The organism is Microbacterium sp. GW821-FHT01D02, from assembly GCF_059422585.1.
The window spans coordinates 1,308,880-1,335,557 of the sequence record NZ_JBWKXB010000001.1; the positions used below are offsets into that span (position 1 = coordinate 1,308,880).

Below are 26,678 nucleotides of genomic sequence, written 5' to 3' on the forward strand. Positions count from 1 at the left end.
CGCCCTTGTAACTGCCCGGAAACCGGAGAAAACCGCGGGAAACCGCCCGAGGCCGGGCGCGGGGGCGACTCAGCGGAGCGTGGCCGCGACCTCGAGCACGCGCGCGATCGAGTCTTCCTCGCCGACCGAGATGCGGATGCCGTCGCCCGAGAACGGCCGCACGATGAGGTCGTTCTCGACGAAGGTCACGGCTGCGGCATCGGTGCGGTCGCCGGTCGGCAGCCAGACGAAGTTCGACTGCGAGTCCGGCACGTCCCAGCCCTGCGCGCGGAGGCCGGCCACCAGGCGCCCGCGCCGCTCGACGATCACGGCGACGCGCTCGAGCAGCTCGGCCTCGGCGTCGAGGCTCGCGATCGCGGCGTTCTCGGCGGCGGACGTGACGGACAGCGGGATGCCGGTGGTCCGAGCGGCGTCGAGGACCTTCTCGTGCCCGATCGCGTAGCCGATCCGGAGGCCGGCGAGACCGTAGGCCTTCGAGAAGGTGCGCAGCACCACGACGTTCGGGTGCTGCTCGAACACGCGCTCCGCCAGGCCGTCGACGGCGTCGGGCGCCGTCACGAACTCGGCGTACGCCTCGTCGAGGATGATCAGGACGTCGTTCGGGACGCGCTCGACGAAGGCGGCGAACTCGGCGCTCGTGATGATCGGGCCGGTCGGGTTGTTCGGGGTGCACAGGATGATCGCGCGGGTGCGATCGGTGACGGCATCCGCCATCGCGTTGAGGTCGTGACGGGAGTCGGCGGTGAGGGGCACCGGAACCCCGTTCGCACCGGCCACGAGGGGCAGGCTCGGGTACGCCTCGAACGAGCGCCACGCGTAGATGACCTCGTCGCCCACGGATGCGGTCGCCAGGATCAGCTGGTGCAGGATCGCGACGCTGCCGGAGGCGACGTGCACCTGGTCGGGCCCGACGCCGTAGCGTGCACCGAGTCGCTCGCGCAGGCGCGCCGCGGTCGCGTCCGGGTACCGGTTCATCGGCGTCGTGCGCTGCAGCGCCTCGACCACCGACGGCAGCGGATCGAACGGGTTCTCGTTGCTCGAGAGCTTGAACGCATCGGGACCGGCCTGCTTGCCCTGGCGGTACGGCGCGAGAGCGGCGATGGCGGGACGGATACGGGGCAGGATCGGCTCGGTCACGAGGTCGAGTCTACGAGAGTCGGTCGGAGCCGAAACAGGGCGGAGAGGTCATCGCCGCGCACACCCCGAGGACACCGCGGGCTGACACCCGCAGGCGTCCGTGGGACACTGGTCGGACTATGCGCTTCATCATCCGCGTCGTCGTCAACGCCTTCGCCCTCTGGGTCGTCACGCTGATCCCTGCCCTGCAGGTCACGATCACCGCGTTCCCTCCCGGTGAGACCCTGCAGCTGGTCCTGACCCTGCTCGCGGTGGCCGCGATCTTCGCGCTGGTGAACACCATCATCGGCACGGTCGTGAAGATCGTCGCCTTCCCGCTCTACATCATCACGTTCGGCCTGATCGGCTTCCTGATCAACGGCTTCCTGCTGTGGCTGACCGCGTGGATCACGAGCGGCTTCGGCTGGGGCCTCACCGTCGGCGACTTCTGGTGGGGCGTGCTCGCAGCGCTCATCATCTCGGTGATCAACGGCATCTTCGGCTTCATCCTGCGCCCGCAGAGCAAGAGCTCCCGCCGCGACTGAGTCGAGCGCTACTCGGTCGGACAGAGCCGAAGCGGGCTGACCTCCGCGAGGAACTCGAAGTCACGATCGCCGTGCAGCAGCGCCACGTCGCTGCGGATCGCCACGGCCGCGATCAGGCAGTCGGTCATGCTCCGGATCGGGTGCCCGTTGAACGCGGACGCACGGTACAGGTCCGCGGCGTCCCGGAAGTCGCCCACCGGGTCGATCCCGATCAGCGGCAGCCCGTTCGTCAGCACCTCCACCCTCGCCCGCTCCCGGGGCTTCGCGGCGCCCGCCAGGAGCTCCATGATCACCGGTTCCGTGATCGCGAGGTCTGCCCCCTCGGCGATCAGCCCGTTCAGCTGCTCGGCGGCCGGTGAGTCGGTCCCGCGGAGATAGGCGATCCAGACGGAGGTGTCGACGAGGATCACTCGTCGCCCCAGGACGCCGGTGCGTCGTCGCGCATCGCGTCGAGATCGCCGCTCCAGCCCGTCCCCCGCAGGCCGAGGAGGAACTCCTTCGTCAGGGGCACTCCGACGAGGCGGCGGAGTGCGAGATCGACGGCCTCCTTCTTGGTGGAGAGGTTGTACCTGCGCATCACCTCGCGCACCAGGTCTTCGTCGATGTCGATGTTCGTGCGCGCCATACACCGACCGTACACCTCAGATACACCCTCGGTCAGGGTCATGCTCACCGCCGCCGCTCCGCGTGGTACTCGGTGCGTTCGATCTCGACCGCCTCGCCGAGGTCCTCCCAGTAGTCGTCGAGAGCCTCGGCGCGCGGGTCTTCCGAGGCATCCACCAGCTCGGCGGTCTCGATGTAGGTCTCGATGCCGTGCGCCTGCAGCGTCAGGTCCTGGAAACCGTCGTGCGGGTCACCGACCCTGCTCGCGGTGAAGCTGTCGTCCGACCCGGTCCCCGCCGCCGAGCCGCCCACCGCCAACCCGGAGACGAGGTCGTCGGTGTGGCGGAGCTGGATCAGCGTCTGGTCGTCGCCGAGCGTCGGCTCGGTGGGGCTCCCCGCGGTCAGCTGCATCGAGACGTCGTACTCGCTCTCCATCGCCAGGTGCGTGGCGATCATCCCGCTCTGGGAGTACGCGACCACGTCGACCCGGTCGCCCGGTTCCGCTCCCGCGGCGTCCAGCGCGTCGAGCGTGGCCCGATACGAGGCCGAGGTGCGCCCCTGGTAGAGCTGCACGTTCGACTTCATGTCCCACGGCTCCGCCTGCCCCGCGTGCCAGGGCGAGGCGTTCTGGGTGCCCTTCAGGTAGGTCACGAAGCGCGTCGCACCGTCGGCCATCGTGTACTTCTCGACCGCCACCTGCGCACTCCCCGACGGCAGCCGACGGAAGGCGCCGGCGAGGCTCGTGAGCGCGGACGGCCGCGACGTCTTCCCCGCGGTCACGCGCACCGGATCGCCTCTCCCGGTCAGCGTCATGCCCGGCAGCACCTTCCCGAACCCCGTCGCACCCCCGACGATCGCTCCGGCCATGAACACCGGCGGGAGGAGGCCGCCCAGGTCGAACTGATCGCCCAGCCCCTCGAAGCGACGCCCTTCCCAACCGGACACCAGTCCGTCGGCGATGGCCCCGATCCGTTCGTCGCTCGCGAGCAGCCGCGCCAGCCGGATCCGGATCACGCCCGCCGCCACCGCATCCGTGAGGGCCAGCGCCTCGGCCCGCGCCCGCAGCTCGACCACCTCGAACGCCTCCGCCATCAGGAGCGTCCCCGCGCACGCCTCCTCCAGCTCACCACGCAGCGAGCCGAGCCGCTCCCCGCTGCGGCGCAGCGCCCCGCCGTCGACGTGCGAGAAGAGCTCCGGCTCCGACACGACGAGCGCGTGCGCGCGGTCCACGGCGGCGCGCGCCTCGTCGAGCTGGGCCGCCACCCCGCGCATCCGGGCGCCGACGTCGCGCAGCTGCTCGGTGTCCACCGCGATCGCCCCTCCGTGATCGATGCTGAGGCCGTCGGCGGACGCGGAGGCGCTCGCACCGACGACGCGGCTCACTCGCCCGCTCCCGCGTCGAGCTCCCACTGGCGCACCCGCAGCTCGCCGATCTCGGCGCCCACGTCGTCACGTAGCCGCCCGAGCAGCTCATGCAGGGCGCGGAGCCCTTCGGACTGCCAGTCGGTGTCGGCGGCGAGGGGCACGAGGGCGGATCCGGCGTGCTCCAGCGCCGAGAGGGCCGCGCCGATCTCGCCGCTGACCAGCATCCGGGTCCAGAGCTCGTGAGAGGCGACGGAGGGGTCGTGTGCGAGGGAGAACATGCCGTCAGCCTCTGCCATGTGCGGGGTCTCATGCGGCCCAGATCACGCGACCGGTGGAGAGTCTCACGGTGCTCCCGCGCGTGCAGAGGCGGTGCCCGTGACTGTCCGCGCTGGGCAGGAGAGCCGCAGGCGGGCAGAATGTATCTGTGACATCCCCGGATCCCTTCCGCGTGATCTTCGTCTGCACGGGGAACATCTGCCGCTCTCCCATGGCCGAGATCGTGTTCCGCGACCTCGCCGAACGCCAGGGACTCGGCTCGCGCATCGTCTCGCGCAGCGCCGGCACGGGCGACTGGCACCTCGGCGAACGCGCCGATCACCGCACGATCGACTCCCTGGCCCGCCGCGGCTACGACGGCTCGCAGCACCGCGCCCGGCAGTTCACCGCCGCGACCTTCGCCGACAACGACCTCGTGGTCGCCCTCGACCGCACGCACGAGCGCATCCTGCGGGAGTGGGCACACGACGAAGACGAGGAGGGGAAGGTCACACTCCTGCTCGCCTTCGACCCGAACGCCTCGACCCACGACGTGCCCGATCCCTACTACGCGGGCACGGACATGTTCGATTCCGTGCTCGGTATGATTGAGGCGGCGACTCGGGGCCTGTTCCGCCAGCTCGAACCCGCTCTGCGTCTCCCCCGCACGCCCCGCATCTGAGGGGCCCGATCAGGAGGACTCCCCTGACTTTCCAGCCCTCGCTCCCGCCGCAGCCCCTGAGCCCTCTCGACGGTCGCTACCGCGGCGCCGTCACCGGACTCGCCGACTTCCTGTCCGAGGCGGGCCTGAACCGGGCTCGCGTCGAGGTCGAGGTGGAGTGGCTGATCGCCCTCACCGACCGCTCGCTGTTCGAGACCTCCCCGCTGTCGGACGCCGACAAGGAGCGTCTGCGCGCGCTGTACCGCGACTTCGGCCAGGCCGAGATCGACTGGCTCGCCGAGAAGGAAGCCGTCACGCAGCACGACGTGAAGGCGATCGAGTACCTGGTGCGCGACCGGCTCTCGACCCTCGGGCTCGACGGCATCGCCGAGCTCACGCACTTCGCCGCCACGAGCGAGGACATCAACTCCGCCTCGTACGCCCTGACCGTGAAGCGCGCGGTCGAGGAGGTCTGGCTCCCGGCCCTCGACACCGTGATCGCGAAGCTGCGCGAGCTCGCCGTCGAGCATGCCGACGCCGCGATGCTGTCCCGCACGCACGGCCAGCCCGCCACGCCCTCGACCATGGGCAAGGAGCTCGCGGTCTTCGCCTGGCGCCTCGAGCGCGTGCGTGGCCAGATCGCCGCCTCCGACTACCTGGCGAAGTTCTCCGGCGCGACCGGCACCTGGTCGGCGCACCTCGCGGCCGACCCCGACGCCGACTGGCCGACCATCGCCCGCGAGTACATCGAGGGCCTGGGGCTCGGCTTCAACATCCTCACCACCCAGATCGAGTCGCACGACTGGCAGGTCGAGCTCTACGACCGCGTCCGTCACGCCGGCGGCATCCTGCACAACCTCGCCACCGACATCTGGACCTACATCTCGCTCGGCTACTTCGCGCAGATCCCGGTCGCCGGGGCCACCGGGTCCTCGACGATGCCGCACAAGATCAACCCGATCCGCTTCGAGAACGCCGAGGCCAACCTCGAGATCTCGGGTGCCCTGCTCGCCTCGCTCGGCCAGACGCTGGTCACCAGCCGCCTGCAGCGCGACCTCACCGACTCCACCACGCAGCGCAACATCGGCGTCGCGTTCGGGCACTCGCTGCTCGCGCTCGACAACCTGCGCCGTGGCCTGAACGCGATCTCGCTGTCGCGCGACGTGCTGCTGGCCGACCTCGACGTGAACTGGGAGGTGCTCGCCGAGGCCATCCAGACCGTCATCCGCGCCGAGGTCGTCGCCGGACGATCCACGATCACGGACCCGTACGCGCTGCTCAAGGAGCTGACGCGCGGTCACCGTGTGGGCGCGGCCGACCTCGCCGAGTTCGTGCAGGGTCTCGAGATCGGCGACGCCGCCAAGCAGCGTCTGCTCGCGCTCACCCCCGCGACGTACACGGGCATCGCGGAGCGCCTCGCCCGCTGACCCGGGTTCCGCCCCCGCTGCACTCCGGAACGATCGCCGAGTGCACGGGGGCTAGGACGCGGGCTCTCCGGAGTGCGCCTCCACGGTGTCCTTCGGCATGAAGGCGGCGGCCAGCAGGGTGAGCACGGCGGTCACGGCGACCGCGACGAACACCCAGACCGAGGCGTGGATGATCGTGTCGGGATCGTCGGGCCCGGCGCCCTGCGCGATGACCGCGTTCGAGATCGCCCCGAACACCGCGACACCCACGGCGCTCCCCGCCGAGCGCGCGAACGCGTTCATGCCGGTCACGGCGCCCCGCTCGCCCCAGCCCACCGAGGACTGCGCGGCGATGAGGGTCGGCGCGGCGCTCCATCCGAGTCCGAAGCCGAGCACGAACGCGATCAGCGACATCACGTAGGGGTTCGGCCACGACGACACCGAGGCCAGGACGATCGCGGCGACGCTGGCGATGCTCATGCCGATCAGCGTGGTGCGGCGGAATCCGATGCGGAGGTACAGGCGGCCGACGTTCGCCGCGGCGATGGGCCACCCGAGCGTGAGGGCGGCGACGGCCAGGCCCGAGAGCAGCGGAGCGATCCCGAGCGAGCCCTCGAGGTAGGCGGGGGCGAAGCTGGTGACCCCGATCATGAGCGCGCCCACCCCGAGCGACACGAGCGTGGTGGTGAGGATGAGCGGTCGGGCCGCGAGGCGGAGGTCGACGATCGGCTCCGCAGCACGGCGCTCGACGACGGCGAAGAGCGCGAGCGCCACGAGGCCGATCCCGAAGCACAGCGCGCTCTGGACCGAGACCCAGGCCCAGGCGTTCCCGCCCTCCAGCATCCCGAGGATCAGACCGGTCAGTCCGACCGTGAGGAGCACGGCGCCCGCGTAGTCGATCCGATGCCGGTGCGTCTGCTTCTCCTCCGTGTACTTGCGCAGGAGCATCCACGCGGCGATCAGGCAGAGGGGGATGTTCACCCAGAAGATCCAGCGCCAGGCGTCGAACTGCGCGAAGACGCCGCCGAGGGCGGGACCGACGACGGAGGAGATCGCCCACACGCTCGCGATGTAGCCCTGCACCTTCGCGCGCTCCGCGACCGTGTAGATGTCGCCGACGATGGTCATCGCCATGGGGGCCACCGCGCCGGCGCCGAGTCCCTGGACGATGCGGAAGGCGATCAGCGCGGGCATGCTCCACGCGAATCCGCAGAGCACCGACCCGAGCAGGAACAGGGCGATGCCGAGGAGGATGATCGGCTTGCGGCCCACGGTGTCGGCGAACCGCGAGTAGATGGGCACGCTCACGGCCTGCGCCAGGAGGTACACCGAGAACAGCCACGGGAACTGCTGGTAGCTGCCGAGGTCGCGGACGATGCTCGGAACCGCGGTGGCCAGGATGGTGGCGTCGATGGCGATGAGCCCGGTGGCGAGCATCAGCGCGCCGAGGATCGGGCCTCGCTTCGACCGGAGTCCGATGGAGGCGCGGTCGACGGAGGCAGTCACCTCAGGGACAAGCGGTTGCGCGGCGCCGATATTCCGGAAGCACCCGGAAGACCGCCGCGGTCGGCCCGCCCGTCGGTCACGAGGAGGAGGTGCGACCGGGCTCCTCGGAGTCGGGGGTCTCGCCCTCGGGCTCCGGGTCGTACAGCACCGGGCGATCGATGGTCTTGGTGACGTCGGCGGGGTCGACGGCGAGGATCAGCATCGCCAGGACCAGCAGCGTGACGATGAACGCCCCGCCTCCGACCACGAGCCCCAGGGCGACCGGGGTGAGCCCGTCGTAGGTGCCGTTCGCGATCGACGCGTTGACCCGCGCGGTGAAGGCACCGGTCGAGACGAGCGTGACGATCATGGCGAAGATGCCGCAGGCCAGGGCGATCCCCAGCAGGTGCAGGGGGCGCAGGATGTCCCGACGGGTGGGTTTCTCGTCGCTCATCGCTGCTCTCCTCCATGCTCCGCCGGTGCGGTGCCGTGATTCGATTCGGGGGCCGCGGTGGCGGCATCCACTCGCTTCGGCGTCAGCCCGGCGATGCCGAGGAACACCGCGACGATCGCGGCATAGCCGCCGAACATCCCGACGCCGAGGATGATGCCGGACAGCACGAAGGTGCCGGCCTTCTCGATCGTGTACTCCTGCAGGAAGCCGGCCGGGATCAGCAGCAGGACGATGCCGAGCAGGATGCCCAGCGCGCCGACCGTGATCGCGTCGCGCGCCAGGGTGTCGCCGGTGCGGCGTGCGCGGATGCCGGCGAGGAGCTCGATGCCCCCGCTGACGATCGCCCACACCGAGACCACGAAGAAGAACAGGTCATCCGAGCGCCAGGCCGGGATGCCGCTCACCATGCCGGCGACGACGCCGAGCGCCGCGAGCAGCACGTACGACCAGCGCGACCCCGCCGGAAGGACCAGCCAGGCGGCGAGCGCCTGCACGAGGGCGGTCACGAAGACGAAGCCGCTGAAGACGGCGAGGCCGACCGGCGCGGAGTGGTCCGACGAGAACGTGATCATCAGCGCGGCGACCGCGGCGAACAGGGCGCGCAGCAATTGCACGTGGCGCATGGTGAATGCGCGAGCAGGGGCAGACATGACGGTCCAGAGTCCTCCGGGGTGTTCCTCCCAGTCTACGCGGGGGCGCGGAGCGGTATCGCCCGGCGGCGGGCGGAGGGGGGTTTCGTGAAGCCCGGCGGATCTCCCCAGATCGATTGCCGGGCTTCACGACATACGCAGCAAGGGGGGCATCACTGCGTCAGGCCGGTCAGTCGCAGGATCGGGCACCCTGCCCGCGACGACGGCCAAGTGACCCCACGTGCCCACCCGGTCCCCTGAGGTTTGCGCATGCGGTCGTAAGCTCACTTTAGGGCGGTTCGCTTCACATACCGGACGGGGGCTGTGATGAGTGACGAATATGACGAGCGCAGGTCCGGGTCCGACACTTTCGCCGGCGCACTGCGTGACGCGGTGAACGCCAGGGATGTGACCCTGTCCTGGTTGCAGCAGCAGCTCTCCGCCCGCGGCAACCGCGTGTCGATGGCGACGCTGAGCTACTGGCGCTCGGGCGCCCGACGCCCTGAGGGCGCCCAGTCGCTCGCGGCGCTGATCGACATCGAGGAGCTCCTCGGGCTCGAGGTCGGCGCGCTGCGACGCCACCTCGGCTCCACCAATCGGACGGGTCCGCTCGGGCCGAACCGGTTCCCGATCGACGAGGAGGAGCTCGAGCGCGCGGTGATGCACGCCTTCCGCTCCCTCGGCGCGACGTACCCGGACACCTCGCGCGAGCTCACGACCCATTCCGTGACGGACGTCGGCCCCGACGGCAACGTCACCCGCAGCATCACCCGCAGCATCGTGCAGTCCACGGTCGGCACGATCACGGCGATCCCGTTCCTCGAGATCACGCCCGGCGTCCGCACGCCCGCGCCCTTCCTGGACGCCGTGTCCGGAGGACGCGCCGCCGCGCACTACTCGCATCCCGACGGCGAGGTGCACGGCATGCTGTTCGAGCTCGACGTGCCGCTGACCGCACCGGACACCGCGATGGTCGAGTGGTCGGTCGCGTACCCGCCGGACTACCCGCCGACGCGCGACACCGGCCACGCGCTGGCGCAGAAGTGCCGCGAGCTGCTGGTGTGGACGCGCTTCCATCCGGATGCCCTCCCCGACTGGTGCGAGGAGGTCGTCGAGACGCCGGACGGGGTGACCGTCACCCCGGTGTCGCTCACCCGCGGCACCTCGGTGCATCAGGTGCGCCGTGCCTTCGGTCCCGGGACGCTGGAGCTGCGCTGGGGCTACGGCCCGCGGGACTCCGCCGATCAGCCGGGCTGATCACCCGTCGCGACCGGACGACCGGGAGTGTTCGACCACTGGCTCCACGAGCCCGGGAACACCTTCGCCTCGATGCCGACCTCGTGCAGGATCAGTGCCGTGTGGGCGGCCGTCACTCCCGAACCGCAGTACGCGGCGACGGGCGTGCCGGGGGTGACACCCACGTCGGCGAAGGTTTTGCGCACCGTCTCCGGGTCGAGGATCCGCCCCTCGGGGTCGAGGTGCAGCAGGGTCGGGAGGTTGCGGGCTCCGGGGATGTGGCCGGCCACCGGGTCGAGCGGTTCGGTCTCGCCGCGGTAGCGCTCGGGCGCACGCACGTCGAGCAGCACGCCGGACTCGGGGAACGCGGCGGCCTCGTCGATCGACAGGGCATCGCGACCGATCCCCTCCAGCACGATGTCGCCCGGCTCCGGGCTCACGTCATCGGTCGCGACCTCGAACCCCTCGGCCTGCCAGCCCCGGATGCCGCCGGCGAGGACGCGCACGTCGACACCGGCCTGGCGCAGCAGCCACCAGGCGCGGGCAGCGGAGATGCCCTTGGAGTCGTCGTACGCCACGACCGTGTCGCCGTCGCGGAGGCCCCAGCGGCGGGCGGCCGCCTGGAGCTTCTCGGTCGAGGGAAGCGGATGCCGCCCCTCCGACGGTTCGCCGTGCGTGGACAGCTCGCCGTCGAGCGACACGAACACCGCGCCGGGGATGTGCCCGGTGAGGTAGTCGCCGTGTCCGGCCTCCGGACGATCCAGGCGCCAGCGCACGTCGAGCACGCGCACCGGCGCACCCTGGGTCAGGAGGTCGTTCAGCTCGGCCGCACTCACGAAGTCGCTCATGCTGCGAGGCTACCGAGTCGATCGCGGCATCCGGCGCCTCGCCGTCTTCCCGCGTCACGTTAGGCTCGACCCGGCAACGTCGAGAAAGGGCCGCGATGCCCTCACGTCTCCGCTGGATGCGCTTCCGCCCGCAGGAGGCCGCGCTCATCGCGATCACCGCGGTGTGGGGCGGCACGTTCCTGCTCGTGCACTGGGCGATGGAGCACTCCGGGCCGTGGTTCTTCGTCGGGGTGCGGTTCCTCGTGGCAGGGCTCATCAGCATGGTGATCTTCCGCCGCGTGCTGCGCGGCATCCGCTGGCGCGACATCGGCGCCGGAGCCGCGATCGGCGTGATGATCTACCTCGGCTACGGCCTCCAGACGCTCGGTCTGCAGACGATCGACAGCAGCACCTCCGCCTTCATCACCGCGATGTACGTGCCCCTGGTGCCGTTCGCGCAGTGGGCGGTGTTCCGCAAGCGCCCGCCCGCCATGGCCTTCGTGGGCGCGGGGCTCGCCTTCCTCGGACTCCTGCTCATCGCCGGCCCCGACGCCTTCTCCCTGACGCTCGGCGCGGGCGAGATCGCCACCATGATCAGCACGCTCCCCATCGCGGCCGAGATCATCCTGATCAGCCTGTTCGCGGGGAAGATCGACCTCGGCCGCATCACGGTCGTGCAGCTGCTGACCGCCGGCGTGCTCGGCATCCTCACCATGCCCGTCGCCGGCGAGGGCGTCCCCGAGTTCTCCTGGATCTGGGTCGGCTGCGCGGTCGGGCTGGGCGCGGCGAGCTGCCTGATCCAGCTGACGATGAACTGGGCGCAGAAGTCGGTCTCCCCCACGCGCGCGACCATCATCTACGCGGGCGAGCCGGTGTGGGCCGGGGTGATCGGACGCATCGCCGGCGAGCGCCTGCCGCTGACGGCGCTGATCGGCGGGGCGCTCGTCGTGCTCGGCATCCTGGCCAGCGAGCTGAAGCTCGTGCGGCGGCGGACACGGGACGCGACGGGCCCGGACGTCAGACCGTGAGCAGGACCTTCGTGGCGCGGCGCTCGTCCATGGCCCGGTAGCCCTCGGCGGCCTCCTCCAGCGGGAGGGTGAGGTCGAAGACCTTGCCGGGGTCGATCTTCCGATCCCAGATGAGCTGGATCACCTCCGGGAGGAAGCGGCGCACCGGGGCGGGCCCGCCGTGCAGATGCACGCCGGAGAAGAACAGCTCCTCACCGGGCAGCGCGACATCGTGCGAGACGCCGACGAAGCCGACATGGCCGCCCGCACGGGTCGAGCGGATCGCCTGCATCATCGATTCCTGCGTGCCGACCGCCTCGATCACCGAGTGGGCGCCGAGGCCGTTCGTCAGCTCCTTGATCCGCGCCACTCCCGCATCCCCGCGCTCCTCGACGATGTCGGTGGCGCCGAACTCGCGGGCCAGCGCCTGCCGGTCGGCGTGCCGGCTCATCGCGATGATGCGCTCGGCGCCGAGCTCCCGGGCCGCCAGGATGCCGAGCAGACCCACGGCCCCGTCGCCGACGACCGCGACGGTCTTGCCCGGCCCCACCTCGGCGGCGACCGCCGCGAACCATCCCGTGCCGAGGACGTCGGAGGCGGCGAGGAGCGAGGGGATCAGGTCCGCATCGGGCTGCCCGGGCGTGACGACCAGGGTGCCGTCGGCGTGCGGGATGAGCGAGTACTCGGCCTGCGTCCCGTAGCGGCCCATCGGCACGACGTGCACGCAGCGGGACTGGTAGCCGGCCCGGCAGATCTCGCACGTGTTGTCGGACGCCATGAACGAGCCGACGACGAAGTCGCCGACCTTCAGCGTCTGCACCTCGGCGCCGATCTCCTCGACCACGCCGACGTATTCGTGACCCATCGGGGCGTGATCGACCTCGTTCGCGCCGCGGTACGGCCACAGGTCCGATCCGCAGATGCACGTCGCGGCGATGCGGATGACGGCATCCGTCGGCCGGGTGATGGTGGGCTTCTCGCGCTCCTCGACCCTGACGTCGCCGGGGGCGTACATGACTACTCCGCGCATTCCTGATGCTCCTTCTGTCGTGTACCTCCAGTCCACACCGATTCCGCGACGGATGGGAGGTACTGAGGGAACCCCTTCGAGATCGGCCCATCCGGGAATACTCGGCGGGACCGCGCGTTGCACCCGGCATGATTGAAACTTCAACCGTCGCTCCGGTCGCCACGGAGCGCACCCGCGTCCGCGTGCCGCTGCGCTTCGGCGACGGCTTCTCCACCACCGCGGACGTCGTCACCTTCGACGGCCTCGTCGACGGCCGCGAGCACCTGCTCCTCGGACTCGGCGACTGGCGCGCTGCGCTCGAACGCGCGACCGACGGCGGAGACGCGCCGCTGGTGCGCCCGCACAGCGAGTGCCTCACCGGAGACGTCTTCGGCTCGGAGCGCTGCGACTGCGGCCCCCAGCTGCGCGAGGCCGTCGAGCGCATCGCCGACGAGGGTGGATTCCTGCTCTACCTGCGCCAGGAGGGTCGCGGCATCGGCCTGTACGCCAAGCTCGACGCCTACGCCCTGCAGGACGCCGGGCTCGACACCTACGAGGCGAACGTCGCCCTGGGCCACGGGGAGGACGAGCGCGACTACACCGTCGCCGCCCAGATGCTGAACGCGGTCGGCGTGGACGGCATCCGCCTGCTGAGCAACAACCCCGACAAGGCCGTGCAGCTCGAGGCGCTCGGCATCCGCGTCACGGAGCGGGTCCGCACCGAGGTGCACCTGTCGGAGTCGAACTCCCGCTACCTGCAGGCCAAGCGGGACCACACCGCGCACACGCTCGACCTGTCGGCGGCGTGACACCCGGACTGACACGTGACACCCGGTCTGACGCTCCAGGAGGACATCATGACGGCGGAGCAGCAGCATCCGCGTCGACTCGACGACACCGAGATGGAGACGTGGCTCCCCGTCATCCGGTTCGTCCAGCTGCTGCCCCAGGTGCTCGACCGCACCCTGAAGGAGGAGGTCGGGCTCAACCACGCGCGCTACGCGATCCTCGTCACGCTGGCCGGGCAGGGCGAGGGCGTCGTCACCATGACCGAACTCGCCCGCATCGCCGGGCTCAGCCGCTCCCGCCTCAGCCACGCACTCGACTCCCTCGAGGAGCGCGGCTGGGTCGAGCGCACATCCTGCAGCACCGACAAGCGCACCCTCTCCGCCGCGCTCACCCCCGAGGGCCGGGAGATGCTGCGGACGGCGGCGCCCGTGCACGTCGAGCAGGTGCGCGAGCTGGTGCTCGACCCGCTCACCCCCGAGGAGCGCGCGCAGCTGAGCGGCATCCTCGGCAAGCTGCTGCCCGCGGTGACCGCGGCCCTGTAGGCGATCGGCTCACACCTCGGGTCCTGCTCACACCTCGGGCCCTGCTCACGCCTCGGGGATGGGGCGGCCGAACGCCTCGAGAGTCACGTCCTCGGGCGCGGGGCCCCGGCGCACGCCGGTGTCGAGCGCGTCGATCGACGACAGCTCCGCGTCCGTGAGCTCGAAGTCGAACACGTCGAAGTTCTCGGCGATGCGGGCCGGACGCACCGACTTCGGCAGCGCGGAGCGGCCCTGCTGCAGGTGCCAGCGCAGCATCACCTGGGCGGGGGTCCTGCCGTGCGCGGCGCCGATCGCCCGGAGCGTCTCGTCCTCGAACGCGGAGGCGCCGTCGGGGCGGTACGCGGTGATCCCGCCGATGGGCGACCAGGCCTGGGTGACCGTGCCGACGGCGGCATCCGCCTCCTGCACCGCGCGCTGCGAGAAGTAGGGGTGCACCTCGATCTGATTGATCGCCGGGATGATGCTCGTCTCCGCGGCGAGGCGGTCCAGGTGCTCGACCATGAAGTTGCTCACACCGATGGCGGCGACCCTTCCGTCGGCGAGCAGCCTCTCGAGCGCCCGGTACGCGCCCACCGTGAGGTCGAACCGCGTCGGAAGGGCCTGGTGCAGGATCAGCAGGTCGAGCTGGTCGACGCCCAGCTTGCCGGTCGACTTCTCGAAGGCGTGCAGGGTCTCGTCGTACCCGTAGTCGCTGATCCAGACCTTCGTCTCGAGGAAGACCTCGTCGCGCGGGATGCCGACGCGGCGGAGTGCCTCGCCCACCTCGCGCTCGTTGCCGTAGGCCGCCGCGGTGTCGATGAGGCGGTAGCCGGTCTCGAGCGCGGTGGCGACGGCATCCACCGTCTCCTCCGGAGCCGCCTGGTACACGCCGAACCCGAGGGCCGGCATCGTGACGCCGTTGTTGAGGATGAGTTCCTTGGTCATGTCTCCAGTGTGCGCCCGCTCGACGGCAGGAGGGAGGGCCTGGCGTCACCCCCTTCCGCCACCGGAGAGCTCGACGACGGGTACTGGCAGTACCTCCCTCGCGACCCGCGGACGGCGTAGCGTCGGTGTCATGGACACCCGCAGCGAGGTGCGCGAGTTCCTCTCCACGAGGCGCGCACGCATCACCCCCGACCAGGCGGGCCTGCCCGTGTTCGGCGGCAACCGCCGGGTGCCGGGACTCCGCCGCGAGGAGGTCTCACTGCTCGCGGGCGTCAGCGTCGACTACTACACCCGCCTCGAACGCGGCGACCTGTCCGGAGCCTCCGACAGCGTGCTCGACGCGCTCGCCCGCGCGCTCCAGCTGGACGACGCCGAGACCGCGCACCTGTTCGACCTCGCCCGCACCGCCAACGCCTCCCCCCTGGCGCGCACGCCGCGGAAGAAGGCGGAGGTGCTGCGCCCCAGCATCCTGCGCCTGCTCGACGCGATGACCGAGGCGCCGGCGCTGCTGCGCAACAATTACTTCGACTACCTCGCCGGGAACGCCCTGGGCCGCGCGCTCTACGCCCCGCTGTTCGCCGAGCCCGCACCGAACAGCGCCCGCTTCGCGTTCCTGAACCCGGCGGCACACGACTTCTACCCCGAGTGGGAGCGCAACACCCAGGAGCTCGTCGCGGCGATGCGCGGAGAGGCCGGGCGCAATCCGTTCGACCGGCGGCTCACCGATCTGGTCGGCGAGCTGTCGACGCGCAGCGAGCGCTTCCGCACGCTGTGGGCGGCACACAACGTCCGCTATCACCGCTCGGGCGTCAAGCGTCTCAACCATCCGGTGATCGGCGAGATCGAGCTGACCTACGAGGCGTTCGAGCTCCCCGCCGATCCCGGGCTGCACCTCTCGACCTACACGGCGGAGCCGGGGACGGCCTCGGCCGACAAGCTCAGGATGCTCGCCAGCTGGGCGGCGACGGATGTGGCGGCACCCGCCGCCGCGAACACTCCCGAGCCTACGCCGGAGCACAACGCCGGCCGACCCGACTTCTGAACGCTCGACGCAGCCGGAAGGGCCCGTGAGCCCGCACGATTCCGCCGGTTCGGCACTGCTCAGCGGGCGCGGACGGTGAGGCTCTGCATCGAGACGCCGAAGGGACCGGACGCGTCGTTCAGGACGGTGTGGGTGAGTCCGATCCCGGATGCCCCGAAGGTCACCGTCGTGTCGAGGCCGATCCAGCCGGCGTCCGGCGTGCGGAACAGATGCGCGGTGAGATCGACGTTCGGATAGAACGCGTCCCCGACCGGCACGCGCGGCGTCAGCCCGTTCGCGAGGTCGATCATGCCGAGCGCCCGCGCGGTCGTGCTCACGGTCTCGCCCTCCAGCAGCGGATGGTGCGGCATGATCCACGCCGATGCGCGACCGGGCTCCTCCTGCCGATGCCGGAAGTCGCCGGAGCGGACGAAGGCGCCGGGCCAGATGGCACCCGCCTCCCACGCGGCGTGGGCGTCGAGCGGCGGCATCACCGGCAGCGCCCCGCCGGCGATCGCGGCCGTGTCCGTCGTCTGCATCAGCCAGGCGCGGAGGATCACGGCGGGCCGCCCGTCGTGTCGCAGCGTGGCTTCGACGAGCTCGATCGTCCGCCCCGGACGGATGACCCGGATCTCGACGTCGACCACGTCGATGGGCAGCACGCCGAGGATGTCGTACGAGACCCGCCCCAGCGTCAGCGCATCGTCACGGCGCGCGTCGCGATCGACCTCCACGAGGTGCGCGAGCAGTCCGATCGTGGGGGCGATGTGCTGCTCGGCGGTGTTCCAGGCGCCCTGCACGGCAGCCGTGGCACGGAACTCGGTCGCGGAGAGCCTCTCGAAGTACGCGGTCACCTTCGGATCGTAACGCGGCACGTCATGTCGCCTCCCGACGGTTGGCCTGGCGGAGCCGCAGGGATAGCATGTGTCTCCCGCGGAGGGCACCGGCGCTCACTGCCCCGATGACCTGGAGGAGCCATCGACCACGACGACCTCCCGCACGTGCAGGGCGGTGCCGACAGCGGCGGATCGGGGAGCGAGATCGCCGACTTCGCGTCGACGCTGCGACGGGCCGTGAAGCGGCGCGGACACTCCCTGCGGATGCTCCGCGGACGGCTGCGGGATCGGGGATACGAGCTCAGCGTGGCCACGCTCTCCATGTGGCAGTCCGGTGCGCGGCGTCCGGAGAAGGACACGTCCTTCGACGCCATCCGCGAGCTGGAGCACCTGCTGCTGCTGGACCCCGGGACCCTCACCGACACGCTGGGCCCCTCCCGTCGCATCCCGCCGAGCCTGCATCGGACCTACGCTTCGCTGACGGATCTGCCGAACAGTCCGTTCACGACCGAGCCGACGCCCGAGCTGCTGGAGCGGTCGGGATCGCTCCTCATCGACATCGACGCCGGGAGCAGGATCACGCGCACGGTGAACCGCACGCTCTGGCAGGCGCATCGAGACGGCGCACGCCGCGCGACCGTCTTCTACGGACTGAACCCGGCCGACTCCGCGCCGCCCGAGATCCGCGGCATCCTCGGCTGCGATCTCGTCGACACACGGATCGACCTCGACCAGCAGCTCGTCCGGGCCACTCTCCAGCTGAGCGCGCCGCTCCGCAAGGGCGAGCTGGCGCTCACCGAGCGGGAGTCGATCGCGCCGGAGGGCTCGGTGCCGGAGAAGGGATTCACGGTCGTGGCCCCGCGCCGCCAGGCCGAGATCCTGGTGCATCTGCGCTTCGACCCGCAGCGTCTGCCGCGGCGATGCCGGGTGCTCGTCGAATCCGGCGACACCTCGCGCACCCACGCGGTGACGCTCAACGGCGCGGGGGTCACGCATGCGGAGTTCGCCTTCGGCCCCGGCACGGTCACGCTGATGTGGGAATGGTGACGGCGCGGACGCGATGCGGCACGGAGGAGCGGGGAGCGAAACGTCCCTCCTCTGCCTCGCCCCTCGCCCTTCCCCTGCGCGCCAGCCCCAGCCGGGCGTGTGCCGGTCGCAGCCCCAACCGCCACCGGCGCGCAGAAACGTACCAGCAGTCCGTTCACGCACCTGTTCCCGCCGCGTGAACGGCGACGGGCGGAGGGTGTCGCGCACGGGTTCTGCTCTGAGCAGAACCGCTCGAACCCTGCGGAGGCCGCGGATTATCGTGAGGCATGGCCGACATCGTCCCGTTCCCGCGCTCCCCTCGTCCCGCCCGTCCGCAGCCCGGCGACCCCGAGCCGCTGTGGCGTCAGCTGCTCGGCGACCAGCTGCGTCGCCGACGCCACGACCGCGAGGAGACGCTGAGCGAGACGGCCGAGAAGGCCGGCGTCTCGCCCCAGTACCTCTCCGAGGTCGAACGCGGGCTGAAGGAGCCGTCCAGCGAGATGATCGCCGCGATCGCCGGCGCCCTCGACACGAGCCTCATCGAGCTGACGAGCGCCGTGGCCGACGAGCTGCGGTCGGTGCCGGTGTCCGCCGTGGTGTCGGTGTCCGCCGCGCGCGGCACCTTCGCCCTCGCCGCCTGAGCCGCCCGCACTCGATCGTCACGCGGCCCGCGGCCCCAGCACGGTGTCGATCAGCCCGTAGCCGAGGGCGGCCGTGGCGGTGAACACCCGGTCGCGGTCGGTGTCGGCGCGGAGCTCGGCGACCGTCCGGCCACTGTGCCGGGCGAGGATCTCCTCCATGTCGGAGCGCACCCGCACCACCTCGTCGGCCGCGAGGATCAGGTCCGGGATCGCACCGCGCGACTGGCCGGCCGGCTGATGCAGCACGATGCGGGCGTGCGCGAGCGCGGCCCGCTCCCCGGGAGCACCGGCGGCGACGAGCAGGGCCGCGGGGCCGATGGCCTGGCCGACGCACGTCGTCGCGATGCGCGGACGGATGTGCTGCATCGTGTCGTAGATCGCCAGCGCCGCGCCCGGATCGCCGCCCTCGCTGTTGATGTAGAACTGGACGCCCGACTCGGGGCTGTCCGCGTCGAGGTGCAGCAGCTGCGCGATGAGAGCGTTCGCGACGCCCGCGTCGATGCCGGTGCCGAGGTAGATGACCCGCTCGGCGAGCAGGTGCGAGTAGACGTCCATGATGCGCTCGCCTCGGGGATGCTGCGCGATGACGTTCGGGATCGTGTAGCCGCTCATGCGTCCGCCCCCAGTCCGACGCGCGCGCGTCGTCGCGGCATCACCTCGGCGATCGAGGTGACGATCCCGTCGATGAACCCGTACTCCTGGGCCTGTCCGGCGGTGTACCACCGGTCGTGCAGCGAGTCCTCGAAGATGCGCGCGATGGGCTGACCGGTGTCATCGGAGATGAGTCCGAGCACGGTGTCGCGCATGTGCCGCAGGTCGTCGGCCTGCGTCTCGAGCTCGCCCGCGGAACCGCCGATGCCCGCGGACCCCTGATGCATGAGGATCCGCGCGTGCGGCAGCGCCCGCCGCTTGCCCGGGGTGCCGGCCGAGAGCAGGAACTGCCCCGCACTGCAGGCGAGCCCGAGCGCCAGGGTCGCGACGTCGTTGGGGATGAGCCGCATGATGTCGCGGATCGCGAGCATCGACGGCACCGAGCCGCCCGGCGAGTGGATCCAGAGGGCGATGTCGGCGGTCGGATCCTCGGCCGACAGCGCGAGCAGCTGCGTCATCAGCAGCGTGCCGTTGTCGTCGTCGAGAGCGCCGTCGAGCACGAGCACCCGCTCGTGGAACAGCGCGCGCCGGGCCTCGGGGCCGAACTGCGGGATGGAGGGGTTGTCTTCGCTCATGTCCCCAGCATCCGCCGCCGGGTCCGACGCCGAGGTGGATTCTGCCCTGAGCGGCTCTGCTCTGAGCGGTGCTGCTCTGAGCGGTGCTGTCCGACGACACTTTCCGACCACGCTGTCCGACCACGCCGTGCCGAAGCGGATGCCGGTGGGGCGGCATCCGCTTCGGGGTGGGACGGGGACGGGGTGGGGTCAGGCGGCGAGCGCCAGGGACCGGCGGTGCGCGATGCGGTGACCGACCCAGAAGCCGATCGCGATCAGTCCTGCCAGGGCGATGCCGAGGATCCAGGGCAGCATCGACGGGGCGGCGCCGGCGGTCGCGGTCGCGAGCGTGCCCGAGCCGTCGGCGATGAGGCCGTTGCCCGTCGCGAGGTCGGCGGCGCCGGCTTCGAGCTTGTCGCCACCCGCAGCGAGGTCGCCCGAGCCTGCTGCCAGGGTGTCCGCACCGTCGGAGAGCTTTCCGATTCCGGCGTTGAGGTCCTCGGCACCGGACTGCAGCGTGCCCACCCCGGTGGCGAGCGTGCTCGCGCCGTCGTTCAGCCGGCTGACCCCCGCATCGAGCTTGGCCGTGCCGGCGTACAGGGAGGACGCTCCGGTGGACAGCGTCTGCAGACCGGAGGCGAGCTTGGTCGCACCGGCCGTGAGCTGCGAGGTGCCCGACTGCAGGGCGATCGACCCGGCGACGAGCGCAGGAGCCCCCTGCGGGGAGACGAGCGCCACGGTGCCCGGCCACTTCTTCGCCGGGTCGCCGTTGACGATGGCGCCGACCCCGGCGGTGACGCGGGCCGATCCATCGGCGGCGGCGACGAGTCCCTGGGCGAGGGCGGGAGCGGCGGCCGCCGGCGCGGCCATGGCGTCGACCTCCTTGTCGACCCCCGCGGCGAGCGCCGCGAGACCCTGCAGCCTCGGGTTCTGCGGGTCGGCGGCGAGCATCCCGGCGAGGGCGTCGGCGAGCTGCTGCGAGTGTCCGGGGGCCGTGGCCGCGAGGCCCTCGAGCGCCGCCTTCGAGTCGGGGTGCGCGAGCTGCTGCACCTTCGCGTCCACCTTCGCGTGCAGGGCCTCGGAGAGCGTGGTCGCGCCGTCGAGGACGCCGTTCGAATACCGGTGCGCCCCGTCGACACCGGCCGCGAGCCGGGCGGTGCCGTCGGCCAGGGTCTGCGCCCCGGCATCCGCCTTCGCCAGCTTCGCCGCGAGCTCCTGCGCTCCGTCGAGGGCGGACTGCGCACCGCCGCTGACCCGGCCCGCCCCGTCCACGGCGCTGGCCGCACCGGCGGCCAGGGTGCCGGCCCCTTCGGCGAGGTCCGTCGCGCCGGCGGCCGCCTTCGTGGCGCCGTCGCTCAGCTTCTGCGAACCCGTTTCCGCGGTGGCCGCGCCGGCAGAGAGCTCGTCGCTGCCGTCGGCGAGCCGATCGGCACCGGAGGACAGATCGGCGGCACCGGCGGCGAGATCGGCAGAACCGTCCTTCGCGGACGTGGTGCCGTCCGCGAGTTCGGAGGCGCCGGCGGCGATCCTGCTGGTCGTCGCGAAGAACAGGATCACCATCGCGGCCAGCAGCAGGCTGAGCACGATCACCGCGATGCGCATGCCGGTTCCGTGGGTGTGAGCGTGGGGCTTCGTACTCGTCATTGAGAACTCCCGAGGTCAGTGGCGTCGTTGCCACCGGCGACTGTATGGGCGCGGTCGATCGCGACCCTCGGATTTGCCGTTCGAAACCAAGTCTCATGGCACCTGGGACTCAGTTTCTTGTGGTGAGTGCACAAAGCCGCGCCCGCGCGCCTGTGCCCTCCCCGAAAACCGGCCGTAACATCGCGGACTCACGGTCCGCCTACCCTCGTGCTCATGGTGAAGCAGAAGACGCCGGCCTGGCAGTGGTCGGAGGACGGGCTCAACTTCCGGACGCGCAAGTGGGTGCGGCCGGAGGATCTCAACGCGAACGGATCACTGTTCGGCGGGAGCCTGCTGAAGTGGATCGACGAGGAGGCGGCGATCTACGCGATCGTGCAGCTGGGCAACTACCGCGCGGTGACCAAGCACATCTCCGAGATCAACTTCGAGGCCTCGGCCGTGCAGGGCGACCTGATCGAGATCGGCCTGCAGGCCACGCATTTCGGCACGACCTCGCTCACCATGCGCGCCGTGGCCCGCAACATGATCACGCGCAAGCGCATCCTGACGATCGACAAGATCGTCTTCGTGAGCCTCGACGAGGACGGCGTCCCCACGCCGCACGGCTACCGCGAGATCACCTACGACCGCGATCGCATGCCCACCGAGCGCATCGCCACCGGCACGATCCGGCTGCCCTCGATCTGACGCACGTCCGCCGAACCGCCGAGCCACCTCCTCAGGCGCGAACCGCCCCCCGGTGTGTCGCGCGGGAGGAGGTGACCCGGTCGGAGAGGGGAGGCTCGACGTCGAGGGCCGTGACCCCCGCGAACGCCTGGGCGAGGTCGGCGATCAGATCGTCCACGTCCTCGAGCCCGATCGACAGACGCAGCACATCGGCGGCGGGACGCGCCTCCGGCGGGACCGGACGGTGCGTGAGCGCGGCCGGATGCTGGATCAGCGAGTCGACGCCACCGAGCGAGACCGCGTGCGTGAACAGGCGCGTCGCCGAGGTGATCGCGGATGCCGCGGCGAATCCGCCCCGCATCCGCATCGCGATCATCGCCCCCGTGCCGCGCATCTGCCGTTCGAGGATGCCGCGCGGATCACCGTCGAGCCCCGGATAGAAGACCTCGGCGACCTCGGGGCGGTCGATCAGCCACTGCACCACCCGTCGCGCGCTCTCCTGCTGGTGCCGCACCCGCACCGGCAGGGTCGTGAGTCCGCGGTGCAGCAGGTACGCCCCGAGCGGATGAAGCAGCCCCCCGGTCACCGCCCGCACGCGGCGCAGCGCCTCCGCGGTCTCTTCGCTGCAGGCGACGACTCCGGCGATCACATCACCGTGCCCGCCGAGGTACTTGGTGGCGCTGTGCAGCGACATCGCGGCGCCCAGGGCGATCGGGTTCTGCAGCACCGGGGTCGCGAACGTGTTGTCGACGACGACCGGCACCGTCCCTGCCTGGCGCACCACGTCGGCGATGTCGGCGATGTCGAGCGTGGGGTTCGCCGGGGTCTCCACGACGACGAGTCCGGTGTCGGGCCGCACGGACGCCGCCACCTCGTCGGGGTGGCAGTACGTGGTCTCGACGCCGAGCAGCCCGGAGCCGAGCAGGTGATCGGTGCCGCCGTAGAGCGGACGCACCGCGACGACGTGTCGGGCCCCGGTCGCACCGGTGTGCGCGAGGATCACGGCCGTCATCGCGGCCATGCCGGAGGCGAACGCGACCGCGGCCTCCGCGTGCTCGAGCTCGGCGAGCGCCTCCTCGAAGCGGGCGACCGTGGGGTTCCACAGCCGGGCGTAGACCATGCTGCCGTCGGCCGGTGGGCGGCCGCCCGTCGCCATCGCCTCGTACGACTCGCCTCCGCGCTCGATGTCGGGGAGCGGGTTCGTCGTGGACAGGTCGATCGGCAGCGCGTGGACCCCGAGACCCTCGAGATCGGAGCGCCCGCTGTGGACGGCGACGGTGTCAGGATGCAGCGGTGCAGTCATGCTTCCACGTTGCCGGAATCACGAGGAATCCGCAGGAAGTCGACAGGATCCGCCATGATTCCGAGGGAGAACGCTATTCTGTGCAGAACCCGACGGGCAAGGAGGCCTGACGTTGGCGAAAGCACAACTCGACGAGATCGATCTCGACCTGCTCGCGATCCTCAGCCGCGATGCCGAGACGACCAACAAGGCGCTGGCGCATCGACTCGGACTCGCCGAGTCGACCTGTGCCCACCGGGTGCGGGCATTGCGTGAGCGCGGCGTGATCCGCGACACCCGCATCCGCATCGACGGGGCGGCGCTCGGCTTCCCGCTGCAGGCGATCATCAAGGTGCGCCTCGCGAACCACACCGGCGACAAGGTGACGGCGCTCTTCGACGCTCTCGCCGCCATCCCGCGGGTGCTGCAGGTGTTCCACGTCGCCGGCGTCGACGACTTCCTCGTGCACGTGGCGGTGCAGGACGCGACGGCGCTCCGCGACATCGTGCTCGAGCACATCACGGTCCATCCGGTCGTGCGCGGCACCGAGACCCAGTTGGTGTTCGAGCTGCGCGACGGACCGGGGGTGCTCGCCCGCTAGCACTCGGTCCCGCTCACCTCACCGGGCGGCGGCCACCACCTCGACGAGCTCGTCGGCCACGGCATCGAAGCGGTCGATGGCCCCTTCGGCGCGCGCCACGATCACGGCACCCTCGCTCGCGGCGATCAGCAGGGACGCGAGCGACGCTGCTCTCGCCGACGGGACGCCACCCGTCGCGAGGAGATCCGTCAGTATCCCCTGCCACTCGCGGAACACGGCGGCGGCCTTCTCCACGAGCGGCTCCGCGTCGGCGGCGACGGTCACCGCGACGACCGCACAGCCGGCGGAGAAGTCGGAGGCCGACAGCACATCGCGCCAGAGCTGCACGAACGCACGTGCCACGTCGGGGGCGCTCTCCCCCCGATGGCGTTCCAGCTCGTCCATCGCCCGTGCCTGAGCGAGGGCGAGCGCCTCGGCCACCAGCTGATCCTTGCCCTCGGGGAAGTGATGGTAGATGGATCCGCGCGGTGCACCGGAGGCGGCGAGCACCTCGGAGAACGACGCGCCCTGCAGCCCGCGCTTGGCCAGCAGCAGCGCCGCCGTGCGCACCATCTTCTCGCGCGTCTCCGTGACCATCTCACCCTCCGCATTGACTATGACGACAGTCATATCCTACAGTTCTATGACGGTCGTCATAGTGACGCCCGATTTACACATACCGGAAGGGGCTCACCATGCCCATGATCGACATCTACGCCACCGCAGGCACGTTCGCCGATGCGCCCGCCCTCGCCCGGGAAGCGGCCACGATCGTGAAGGAGGTCGAGCAGGTGCCCGACATGCCGATGTTCCGTTCCAACACCGCCGCCTTCGTCCACGAACTGCCCCCGGGGAACCTCTCCGACGTCGACGGCTCCTCGCACCATGTCCGGGTGCAGGTGCTCACGAATGCCGGCGCACTCGACCGCGAGAAGCAGATCGCCGTCGTGCGCCGATTGACCGATCTCGTCGCACGGGCTGCGGGTGACGAGGAACTCGCCCTGCGCACCTGGGTCACCCTCGGCGAGGCGACTCCCGGCGGATGGGGGCTCTGGGGCCACGCCCACACCAACGACGAGATCGTCACCGCCGCCCGCTCCGAGATCGCCGCCCTGCAGGGAGGAACACCCGCGTCGTGAGCACCCGCGGCGGTGACGTGCGCGAGGATGGAACGCACGTCAGCAAGGGAGCACAGGAGCACCATGAGCCGCATCGCCACCGCCGCCACCCACACCATCCGCGAGATGCGGGACTTCCTCTTCGCGAACGCGACCGACTACGCCGCCGCCCGCGCGGGCTTCGCCTGGCCCGAGGTCGACGAGTTCAACTTCGCGCTCGAGTGGTTCGACGTCGTCGCCGCGGAGACGCCCGACCGACCGGCGGTCCAGATCGTCGAGGCCGACCTGAGCCTGCGCACCTGGACCTACGGCGAGCTCTCGACGCGCTCCGACCAGGTCGCCGCCTGGCTCACCGGCCTCGGCGTCCGTCGCGGCGACCACGTGATCGTGATGCTGAACAACACGATCGAGCTGTGGGAGGTGATGCTGGCGATCACCAAGATCGGCGCCGTGTCGATTCCCACCTCGACCCTGCTCTCCGCGTCCGACCTCGCGTACCGCATCGACCACGGACGAGCCAGCGCGGTCATCACCCTCGGCAGCCTCGCCGACCGCCTCGACGGCGTCGACGCCGGCATCCTCCGCATCGGCGTGGGTGACGACGCCCCGACCGACTGGGTGCGGTTCGCGGACTCGACCGCGGCCCCGACCACCTTCGATCCCGACGGCCCGACGCCCGCCTCCGACACCGCGCTGCTGTACTTCACCTCGGGCACCACGAACCGGCCGAAGCTCGTGCAGCACACGCACGTGTCGTACCCGATCGGGCACCTGTCGACCATGTGGTGGCTCGGGGTGCGGCCCGACGACGTGCACCTCAACATCTCCTCCCCCGGCTGGGCGAAGCACGCGTGGTCGAGCTTCTACTCGCCGTTCCTCGCCGAAGCCACGGTGTTCGTCTACAACTACGCCCGCTTCGACGCGAACACCCTCATGCAGGTCATGGACACGCACCACGTCTCGACCTTCTGCGCCCCGCCGACGGTGTGGCGGATGCTGATCCAGGCCGATCTGGCCCGCCTCACGCACCCGCCGCGCGAGCTGGTCGGCGCGGGCGAGCCCCTGAACCCGGAGGTGATCGACCGCGTGCGCGACGCCTGGGGAGGGACCATCCGCGACGGCTTCGGCCAGACGGAGATGACCGCGTGCATCGGCAACTCCCCCGGTCAGACCGTCAAGGTCGGGTCGATGGGCCGTCCGCTGCCCGGCTACCCCGTGGTGCTGCTCGATCCGGTCAGCGGAGAGGTCGTGGAGGGCGAGGGCGAGATCGCGCTCGACCTGGCCCAGCCGCCGCTCGGACTCATGGCCGGGTACTACGACGATCCCGAGAAGACCGCGGAGTCACGGACCGGCGGCTACCACCACACGGGCGACATCGCCGTGCGCGACGACGACGGCTACCTCACCTATGTCGGACGCTCCGACGACGTGTTCAAGGCCTCCGACTACAAGATCTCGCCGTTCGAGCTCGAGTCGGTGCTGCTCGAGCACGACCTCGTGATCGAGGCCGCCGTGATCCCCAGCCCCGACCCGACGCGCCTGGCCGTGCCGAAGGCCTACGTCTGCCTGACGCCCGACGCCACCGCCGCGGAGGCCGACGCCGCCCGAGCGATCTTCGCGTACGCACACGAGCGGCTGTCGTCGCACCTGTGGGTGCGCATCATCGAGTTCGTGCCGGAGCTGCCCAAGACGATCTCCGGGAAGATCCGGCGCGTCGAGCTCCGCGCGCGCGAGGCCGCACGGGTGGAGTCCGGCGACGACGCCGGACAGCACCGCGACCGCGACTACCGCTGAGCGCTCAGGAGA

At 71.0% G+C, this 26,678-nt stretch carries 31 protein-coding genes; 14 read left to right on the forward strand and 17 right to left on the reverse strand.

Features of this window, described 5'->3' with window-relative positions:
- Positions 1-69: 69 nt before the first annotated feature.
- The gene (locus AC07VM_RS06435) at positions 70-1,137 is read right to left on the reverse strand and encodes a histidinol-phosphate transaminase (protein WP_494910416.1); all 1,068 of its coding nucleotides are present in this window, start codon (positions 1,135-1,137) and stop codon (positions 70-72) included.
- A gap of 119 nt (positions 1,138-1,256) precedes the next feature.
- On the opposite strand from AC07VM_RS06435, the gene AC07VM_RS06440 reads away from it, so the two are divergent.
- Entirely contained in the window at positions 1,257-1,661 is a 405-nt protein-coding gene (locus tag AC07VM_RS06440; protein WP_267416368.1) for a phage holin family protein, read from the forward strand.
- A gap of 8 nt (positions 1,662-1,669) precedes the next feature.
- Here AC07VM_RS06440 and vapC read toward each other — a convergent pair whose 3' ends face one another.
- From vapC to AC07VM_RS06460, 4 genes are read right to left on the reverse strand one after another with little or no spacing between them, the layout of a single operon-like run.
- Positions 1,670-2,071 (reverse strand): type II toxin-antitoxin system VapC family toxin, encoded by a 402-nt coding sequence (gene vapC / locus AC07VM_RS06445; protein WP_494910417.1) that lies wholly within the window; start codon positions 2,069-2,071, stop codon positions 1,670-1,672.
- Entirely contained in the window at positions 2,068-2,286 is a 219-nt protein-coding gene (locus AC07VM_RS06450; RefSeq protein WP_494910418.1) for a type II toxin-antitoxin system VapB family antitoxin, read from the reverse strand. The genes vapC and AC07VM_RS06450 overlap by 4 nt, the downstream gene beginning before the upstream one ends.
- Positions 2,287-2,330: 44 nt before the next feature.
- Positions 2,331-3,647 carry a hypothetical protein gene (locus tag AC07VM_RS06455; RefSeq protein WP_494910419.1) on the reverse strand — a complete coding sequence of 439 codons (1,317 nt, stop codon included), beginning with the start codon at positions 3,645-3,647 and terminating at the stop codon, positions 2,331-2,333.
- Positions 3,644-3,907 carry a hypothetical protein gene (locus AC07VM_RS06460; RefSeq protein WP_494910420.1) on the reverse strand — a complete coding sequence of 88 codons (264 nt, stop codon included), beginning with the start codon at positions 3,905-3,907 and terminating at the stop codon, positions 3,644-3,646. Before AC07VM_RS06460 ends, AC07VM_RS06455 begins: the two co-directional genes overlap by 4 nt.
- Positions 3,908-4,116: 209 nt before the next feature.
- Here AC07VM_RS06460 and AC07VM_RS06465 point away from each other — a divergent pair, with 209 nt between their 5' ends.
- Both AC07VM_RS06465 and purB read left to right on the forward strand, forming a co-directional pair.
- On the forward strand, positions 4,117-4,566 hold the full coding sequence (locus tag AC07VM_RS06465) for a low molecular weight protein-tyrosine-phosphatase (RefSeq protein WP_267418609.1): 450 nt from the start codon (positions 4,117-4,119) through the stop codon (positions 4,564-4,566).
- Positions 4,567-4,589: 23 nt separating this feature from the next.
- Positions 4,590-5,972 (forward strand): adenylosuccinate lyase, encoded by a 1,383-nt coding sequence (purB, locus tag AC07VM_RS06470; RefSeq protein WP_494910754.1) that lies wholly within the window; start codon positions 4,590-4,592, stop codon positions 5,970-5,972.
- 51 nt (positions 5,973-6,023) lie between these two features.
- Here purB and AC07VM_RS06475 read toward each other — a convergent pair whose 3' ends face one another.
- From AC07VM_RS06475 to AC07VM_RS06485, 3 genes are all read right to left on the reverse strand, one after another.
- A complete protein-coding gene (locus AC07VM_RS06475) occupies positions 6,024-7,457 on the reverse strand; it encodes an MFS transporter (RefSeq protein ID WP_494910421.1) in 1,434 nt (477 codons plus the stop codon).
- Positions 7,458-7,533: 76 nt separating this feature from the next.
- Positions 7,534-7,890 carry a hypothetical protein gene (locus AC07VM_RS06480; RefSeq protein ID WP_267416374.1) on the reverse strand — a complete coding sequence of 119 codons (357 nt, stop codon included), beginning with the start codon at positions 7,888-7,890 and terminating at the stop codon, positions 7,534-7,536.
- A complete protein-coding gene (locus tag AC07VM_RS06485; RefSeq protein ID WP_267416375.1) occupies positions 7,887-8,540 on the reverse strand; it encodes an acyl-CoA synthetase in 654 nt (217 codons plus the stop codon). The genes AC07VM_RS06480 and AC07VM_RS06485 overlap by 4 nt, the downstream gene beginning before the upstream one ends.
- A gap of 306 nt (positions 8,541-8,846) precedes the next feature.
- Between AC07VM_RS06485 and AC07VM_RS06490 the strand changes: the two genes are divergently transcribed.
- Positions 8,847-9,776, forward strand: coding sequence for a hypothetical protein (locus AC07VM_RS06490; RefSeq protein ID WP_494910422.1), 930 nt, complete (start codon positions 8,847-8,849; stop codon positions 9,774-9,776).
- Here AC07VM_RS06490 and AC07VM_RS06495 read toward each other — a convergent pair.
- Complete coding sequence (locus AC07VM_RS06495) at positions 9,764-10,603, reverse strand: sulfurtransferase (RefSeq protein WP_494910423.1); 840 nt, start codon at positions 10,601-10,603, stop codon at positions 9,764-9,766. The two genes, AC07VM_RS06490 and AC07VM_RS06495, sit on opposite strands and share 13 nt — an antisense overlap.
- 95 nt (positions 10,604-10,698) lie before the next feature.
- Here AC07VM_RS06495 and AC07VM_RS06500 point away from each other — a divergent pair, with 95 nt between their 5' ends.
- Positions 10,699-11,610, forward strand: coding sequence for a DMT family transporter (locus AC07VM_RS06500; protein ID WP_494910424.1), 912 nt, complete (start codon positions 10,699-10,701; stop codon positions 11,608-11,610).
- On the opposite strand, the gene AC07VM_RS06505 is transcribed toward AC07VM_RS06500, so the two are convergent.
- Positions 11,600-12,619: a zinc-dependent alcohol dehydrogenase family protein gene (locus AC07VM_RS06505; RefSeq protein ID WP_494910425.1), complete on the reverse strand. Its 1,020-nt coding sequence runs from the start codon at positions 12,617-12,619 to the stop codon at positions 11,600-11,602. The genes AC07VM_RS06500 and AC07VM_RS06505 overlap by 11 nt on opposite strands.
- Positions 12,620-12,747: 128 nt before the next feature.
- Here AC07VM_RS06505 and AC07VM_RS06510 point away from each other — a divergent pair, with 128 nt between their 5' ends.
- Both AC07VM_RS06510 and AC07VM_RS06515 read left to right on the forward strand, forming a co-directional pair.
- Complete coding sequence (locus AC07VM_RS06510) at positions 12,748-13,407, forward strand: GTP cyclohydrolase II (protein WP_267416380.1); 660 nt, start codon at positions 12,748-12,750, stop codon at positions 13,405-13,407.
- A gap of 48 nt (positions 13,408-13,455) precedes the next feature.
- Positions 13,456-13,929: a MarR family winged helix-turn-helix transcriptional regulator gene (locus AC07VM_RS06515; protein ID WP_494910426.1), complete on the forward strand. Its 474-nt coding sequence runs from the start codon at positions 13,456-13,458 to the stop codon at positions 13,927-13,929.
- 45 nt (positions 13,930-13,974) lie between these two features.
- Here the strand turns inward: AC07VM_RS06515 and AC07VM_RS06520 are convergent, their stop codons facing one another.
- Positions 13,975-14,853 (reverse strand): aldo/keto reductase, encoded by an 879-nt coding sequence (locus AC07VM_RS06520; RefSeq protein WP_494910427.1) that lies wholly within the window; start codon positions 14,851-14,853, stop codon positions 13,975-13,977.
- Positions 14,854-14,983: 130 nt separating this feature from the next.
- Here AC07VM_RS06520 and AC07VM_RS06525 point away from each other — a divergent pair, with 130 nt between their 5' ends.
- A complete protein-coding gene (locus tag AC07VM_RS06525; protein WP_267416383.1) occupies positions 14,984-15,895 on the forward strand; it encodes a helix-turn-helix transcriptional regulator in 912 nt (303 codons plus the stop codon).
- Positions 15,896-15,954: 59 nt separating this feature from the next.
- Here the strand turns inward: AC07VM_RS06525 and AC07VM_RS06530 are convergent, their stop codons facing one another.
- Entirely contained in the window at positions 15,955-16,728 is a 774-nt protein-coding gene (locus tag AC07VM_RS06530; protein ID WP_494910428.1) for a thioesterase family protein, read from the reverse strand.
- Between the two features lie 147 nt (positions 16,729-16,875).
- Here AC07VM_RS06530 and AC07VM_RS06535 point away from each other — a divergent pair, with 147 nt between their 5' ends.
- Together AC07VM_RS06535 and AC07VM_RS06540 are read left to right on the forward strand one after the other, a co-directional pair.
- Positions 16,876-17,757: a hypothetical protein gene (locus tag AC07VM_RS06535; RefSeq protein WP_494910429.1), complete on the forward strand. Its 882-nt coding sequence runs from the start codon at positions 16,876-16,878 to the stop codon at positions 17,755-17,757.
- A gap of 266 nt (positions 17,758-18,023) precedes the next feature.
- Positions 18,024-18,377, forward strand: coding sequence for a helix-turn-helix domain-containing protein (locus AC07VM_RS06540; RefSeq protein WP_267416386.1), 354 nt, complete (start codon positions 18,024-18,026; stop codon positions 18,375-18,377).
- An 18-nt stretch (positions 18,378-18,395) separates the two neighbouring features.
- On the opposite strand, the gene AC07VM_RS06545 is transcribed toward AC07VM_RS06540, so the two are convergent.
- From AC07VM_RS06545 to AC07VM_RS06555, 3 genes are all read right to left on the reverse strand, one after another.
- Positions 18,396-18,989: a ClpP family protease gene (locus tag AC07VM_RS06545; protein ID WP_267416387.1), complete on the reverse strand. Its 594-nt coding sequence runs from the start codon at positions 18,987-18,989 to the stop codon at positions 18,396-18,398.
- Positions 18,986-19,603, reverse strand: a complete 618-nt coding sequence (locus tag AC07VM_RS06550; RefSeq protein WP_494910430.1) for a ClpP family protease — start codon at positions 19,601-19,603, stop codon at positions 18,986-18,988. The genes AC07VM_RS06545 and AC07VM_RS06550 overlap by 4 nt, the downstream gene beginning before the upstream one ends.
- 189 nt (positions 19,604-19,792) lie before the next feature.
- Positions 19,793-21,226, reverse strand: coding sequence for a hypothetical protein (locus AC07VM_RS06555; protein ID WP_494910431.1), 1,434 nt, complete (start codon positions 21,224-21,226; stop codon positions 19,793-19,795).
- A 213-nt stretch (positions 21,227-21,439) separates the two neighbouring features.
- Here AC07VM_RS06555 and AC07VM_RS06560 point away from each other — a divergent pair, with 213 nt between their 5' ends.
- A complete protein-coding gene (locus AC07VM_RS06560) occupies positions 21,440-21,913 on the forward strand; it encodes an acyl-CoA thioesterase (RefSeq protein WP_267416390.1) in 474 nt (157 codons plus the stop codon).
- Positions 21,914-21,944: 31 nt separating this feature from the next.
- Here AC07VM_RS06560 and AC07VM_RS06565 read toward each other — a convergent pair whose 3' ends face one another.
- Entirely contained in the window at positions 21,945-23,195 is a 1,251-nt protein-coding gene (locus AC07VM_RS06565) for a trans-sulfuration enzyme family protein (protein ID WP_494910432.1), read from the reverse strand.
- Positions 23,196-23,307: 112 nt separating this feature from the next.
- Between AC07VM_RS06565 and AC07VM_RS06570 the strand changes: the two genes are divergently transcribed.
- Positions 23,308-23,775: an Lrp/AsnC family transcriptional regulator gene (locus AC07VM_RS06570; protein WP_267416391.1), complete on the forward strand. Its 468-nt coding sequence runs from the start codon at positions 23,308-23,310 to the stop codon at positions 23,773-23,775.
- An 18-nt stretch (positions 23,776-23,793) separates the two neighbouring features.
- Here the strand turns inward: AC07VM_RS06570 and AC07VM_RS06575 are convergent, their stop codons facing one another.
- A complete protein-coding gene (locus AC07VM_RS06575; RefSeq protein ID WP_494910433.1) occupies positions 23,794-24,351 on the reverse strand; it encodes a TetR/AcrR family transcriptional regulator in 558 nt (185 codons plus the stop codon).
- A 98-nt stretch (positions 24,352-24,449) separates the two neighbouring features.
- On the opposite strand from AC07VM_RS06575, the gene AC07VM_RS06580 reads away from it, so the two are divergent.
- On the forward strand, positions 24,450-24,893 hold the full coding sequence (locus tag AC07VM_RS06580; protein WP_494910434.1) for a tautomerase family protein: 444 nt from the start codon (positions 24,450-24,452) through the stop codon (positions 24,891-24,893).
- A 63-nt stretch (positions 24,894-24,956) separates the two neighbouring features.
- Positions 24,957-26,666, forward strand: coding sequence for an AMP-binding protein (locus AC07VM_RS06585; RefSeq protein ID WP_494910435.1), 1,710 nt, complete (start codon positions 24,957-24,959; stop codon positions 26,664-26,666).
- Positions 26,667-26,678 lie beyond the last annotated feature (12 nt).

Excerpts from the sequence above, each read along its gene's own strand:
- AC07VM_RS06520 (WP_494910427.1), bottom strand. The coding sequence starts at position 14,853 with ATGACCAAGGAACTCATCCTCAACAACGGCGTCACGATGCCGGCCCTC.
- AC07VM_RS06545 (WP_267416387.1), bottom strand. The coding sequence starts at position 18,989 with ATGAGCGGCTACACGATCCCGAACGTCATCGCGCAGCATCCCCGAGGC.
- AC07VM_RS06490 (WP_494910422.1), top strand. The coding sequence starts at position 8,847 with ATGAGTGACGAATATGACGAGCGCAGGTCCGGGTCCGACACTTTCGCC.
- AC07VM_RS06555 (WP_494910431.1), bottom strand. The coding sequence starts at position 21,226 with ATGACGAGTACGAAGCCCCACGCTCACACCCACGGAACCGGCATGCGC.
- AC07VM_RS06480 (WP_267416374.1), bottom strand. The coding sequence starts at position 7,890 with ATGAGCGACGAGAAACCCACCCGTCGGGACATCCTGCGCCCCCTGCAC.
- AC07VM_RS06525 (WP_267416383.1), top strand. The coding sequence starts at position 14,984 with ATGGACACCCGCAGCGAGGTGCGCGAGTTCCTCTCCACGAGGCGCGCA.
- AC07VM_RS06495 (WP_494910423.1), bottom strand. The coding sequence starts at position 10,603 with ATGAGCGACTTCGTGAGTGCGGCCGAGCTGAACGACCTCCTGACCCAG.
- AC07VM_RS06575 (WP_494910433.1), bottom strand. The coding sequence starts at position 24,351 with ATGGTCACGGAGACGCGCGAGAAGATGGTGCGCACGGCGGCGCTGCTG.
- AC07VM_RS06505 (WP_494910425.1), bottom strand. The coding sequence starts at position 12,619 with ATGCGCGGAGTAGTCATGTACGCCCCCGGCGACGTCAGGGTCGAGGAG.
- AC07VM_RS06485 (WP_267416375.1), bottom strand. The coding sequence starts at position 8,540 with ATGTCTGCCCCTGCTCGCGCATTCACCATGCGCCACGTGCAATTGCTG.
- AC07VM_RS06565 (WP_494910432.1), bottom strand. The coding sequence starts at position 23,195 with ATGACTGCACCGCTGCATCCTGACACCGTCGCCGTCCACAGCGGGCGC.
- AC07VM_RS06560 (WP_267416390.1), top strand. The coding sequence starts at position 21,440 with ATGGTGAAGCAGAAGACGCCGGCCTGGCAGTGGTCGGAGGACGGGCTC.
- AC07VM_RS06540 (WP_267416386.1), top strand. The coding sequence starts at position 18,024 with ATGGCCGACATCGTCCCGTTCCCGCGCTCCCCTCGTCCCGCCCGTCCG.
- AC07VM_RS06440 (WP_267416368.1), top strand. The coding sequence starts at position 1,257 with ATGCGCTTCATCATCCGCGTCGTCGTCAACGCCTTCGCCCTCTGGGTC.
- AC07VM_RS06510 (WP_267416380.1), top strand. The coding sequence starts at position 12,748 with ATGATTGAAACTTCAACCGTCGCTCCGGTCGCCACGGAGCGCACCCGC.
- AC07VM_RS06465 (WP_267418609.1), top strand. The coding sequence starts at position 4,117 with ATGGCCGAGATCGTGTTCCGCGACCTCGCCGAACGCCAGGGACTCGGC.
- AC07VM_RS06585 (WP_494910435.1), top strand. The coding sequence starts at position 24,957 with ATGAGCCGCATCGCCACCGCCGCCACCCACACCATCCGCGAGATGCGG.
- AC07VM_RS06460 (WP_494910420.1), bottom strand. The coding sequence starts at position 3,907 with ATGTTCTCCCTCGCACACGACCCCTCCGTCGCCTCTCACGAGCTCTGG.
- AC07VM_RS06580 (WP_494910434.1), top strand. The coding sequence starts at position 24,450 with ATGCCCATGATCGACATCTACGCCACCGCAGGCACGTTCGCCGATGCG.
- AC07VM_RS06515 (WP_494910426.1), top strand. The coding sequence starts at position 13,456 with ATGACGGCGGAGCAGCAGCATCCGCGTCGACTCGACGACACCGAGATG.
- AC07VM_RS06450 (WP_494910418.1), bottom strand. The coding sequence starts at position 2,286 with ATGGCGCGCACGAACATCGACATCGACGAAGACCTGGTGCGCGAGGTG.
- AC07VM_RS06550 (WP_494910430.1), bottom strand. The coding sequence starts at position 19,603 with ATGAGCGAAGACAACCCCTCCATCCCGCAGTTCGGCCCCGAGGCCCGG.
- AC07VM_RS06500 (WP_494910424.1), top strand. The coding sequence starts at position 10,699 with ATGCCCTCACGTCTCCGCTGGATGCGCTTCCGCCCGCAGGAGGCCGCG.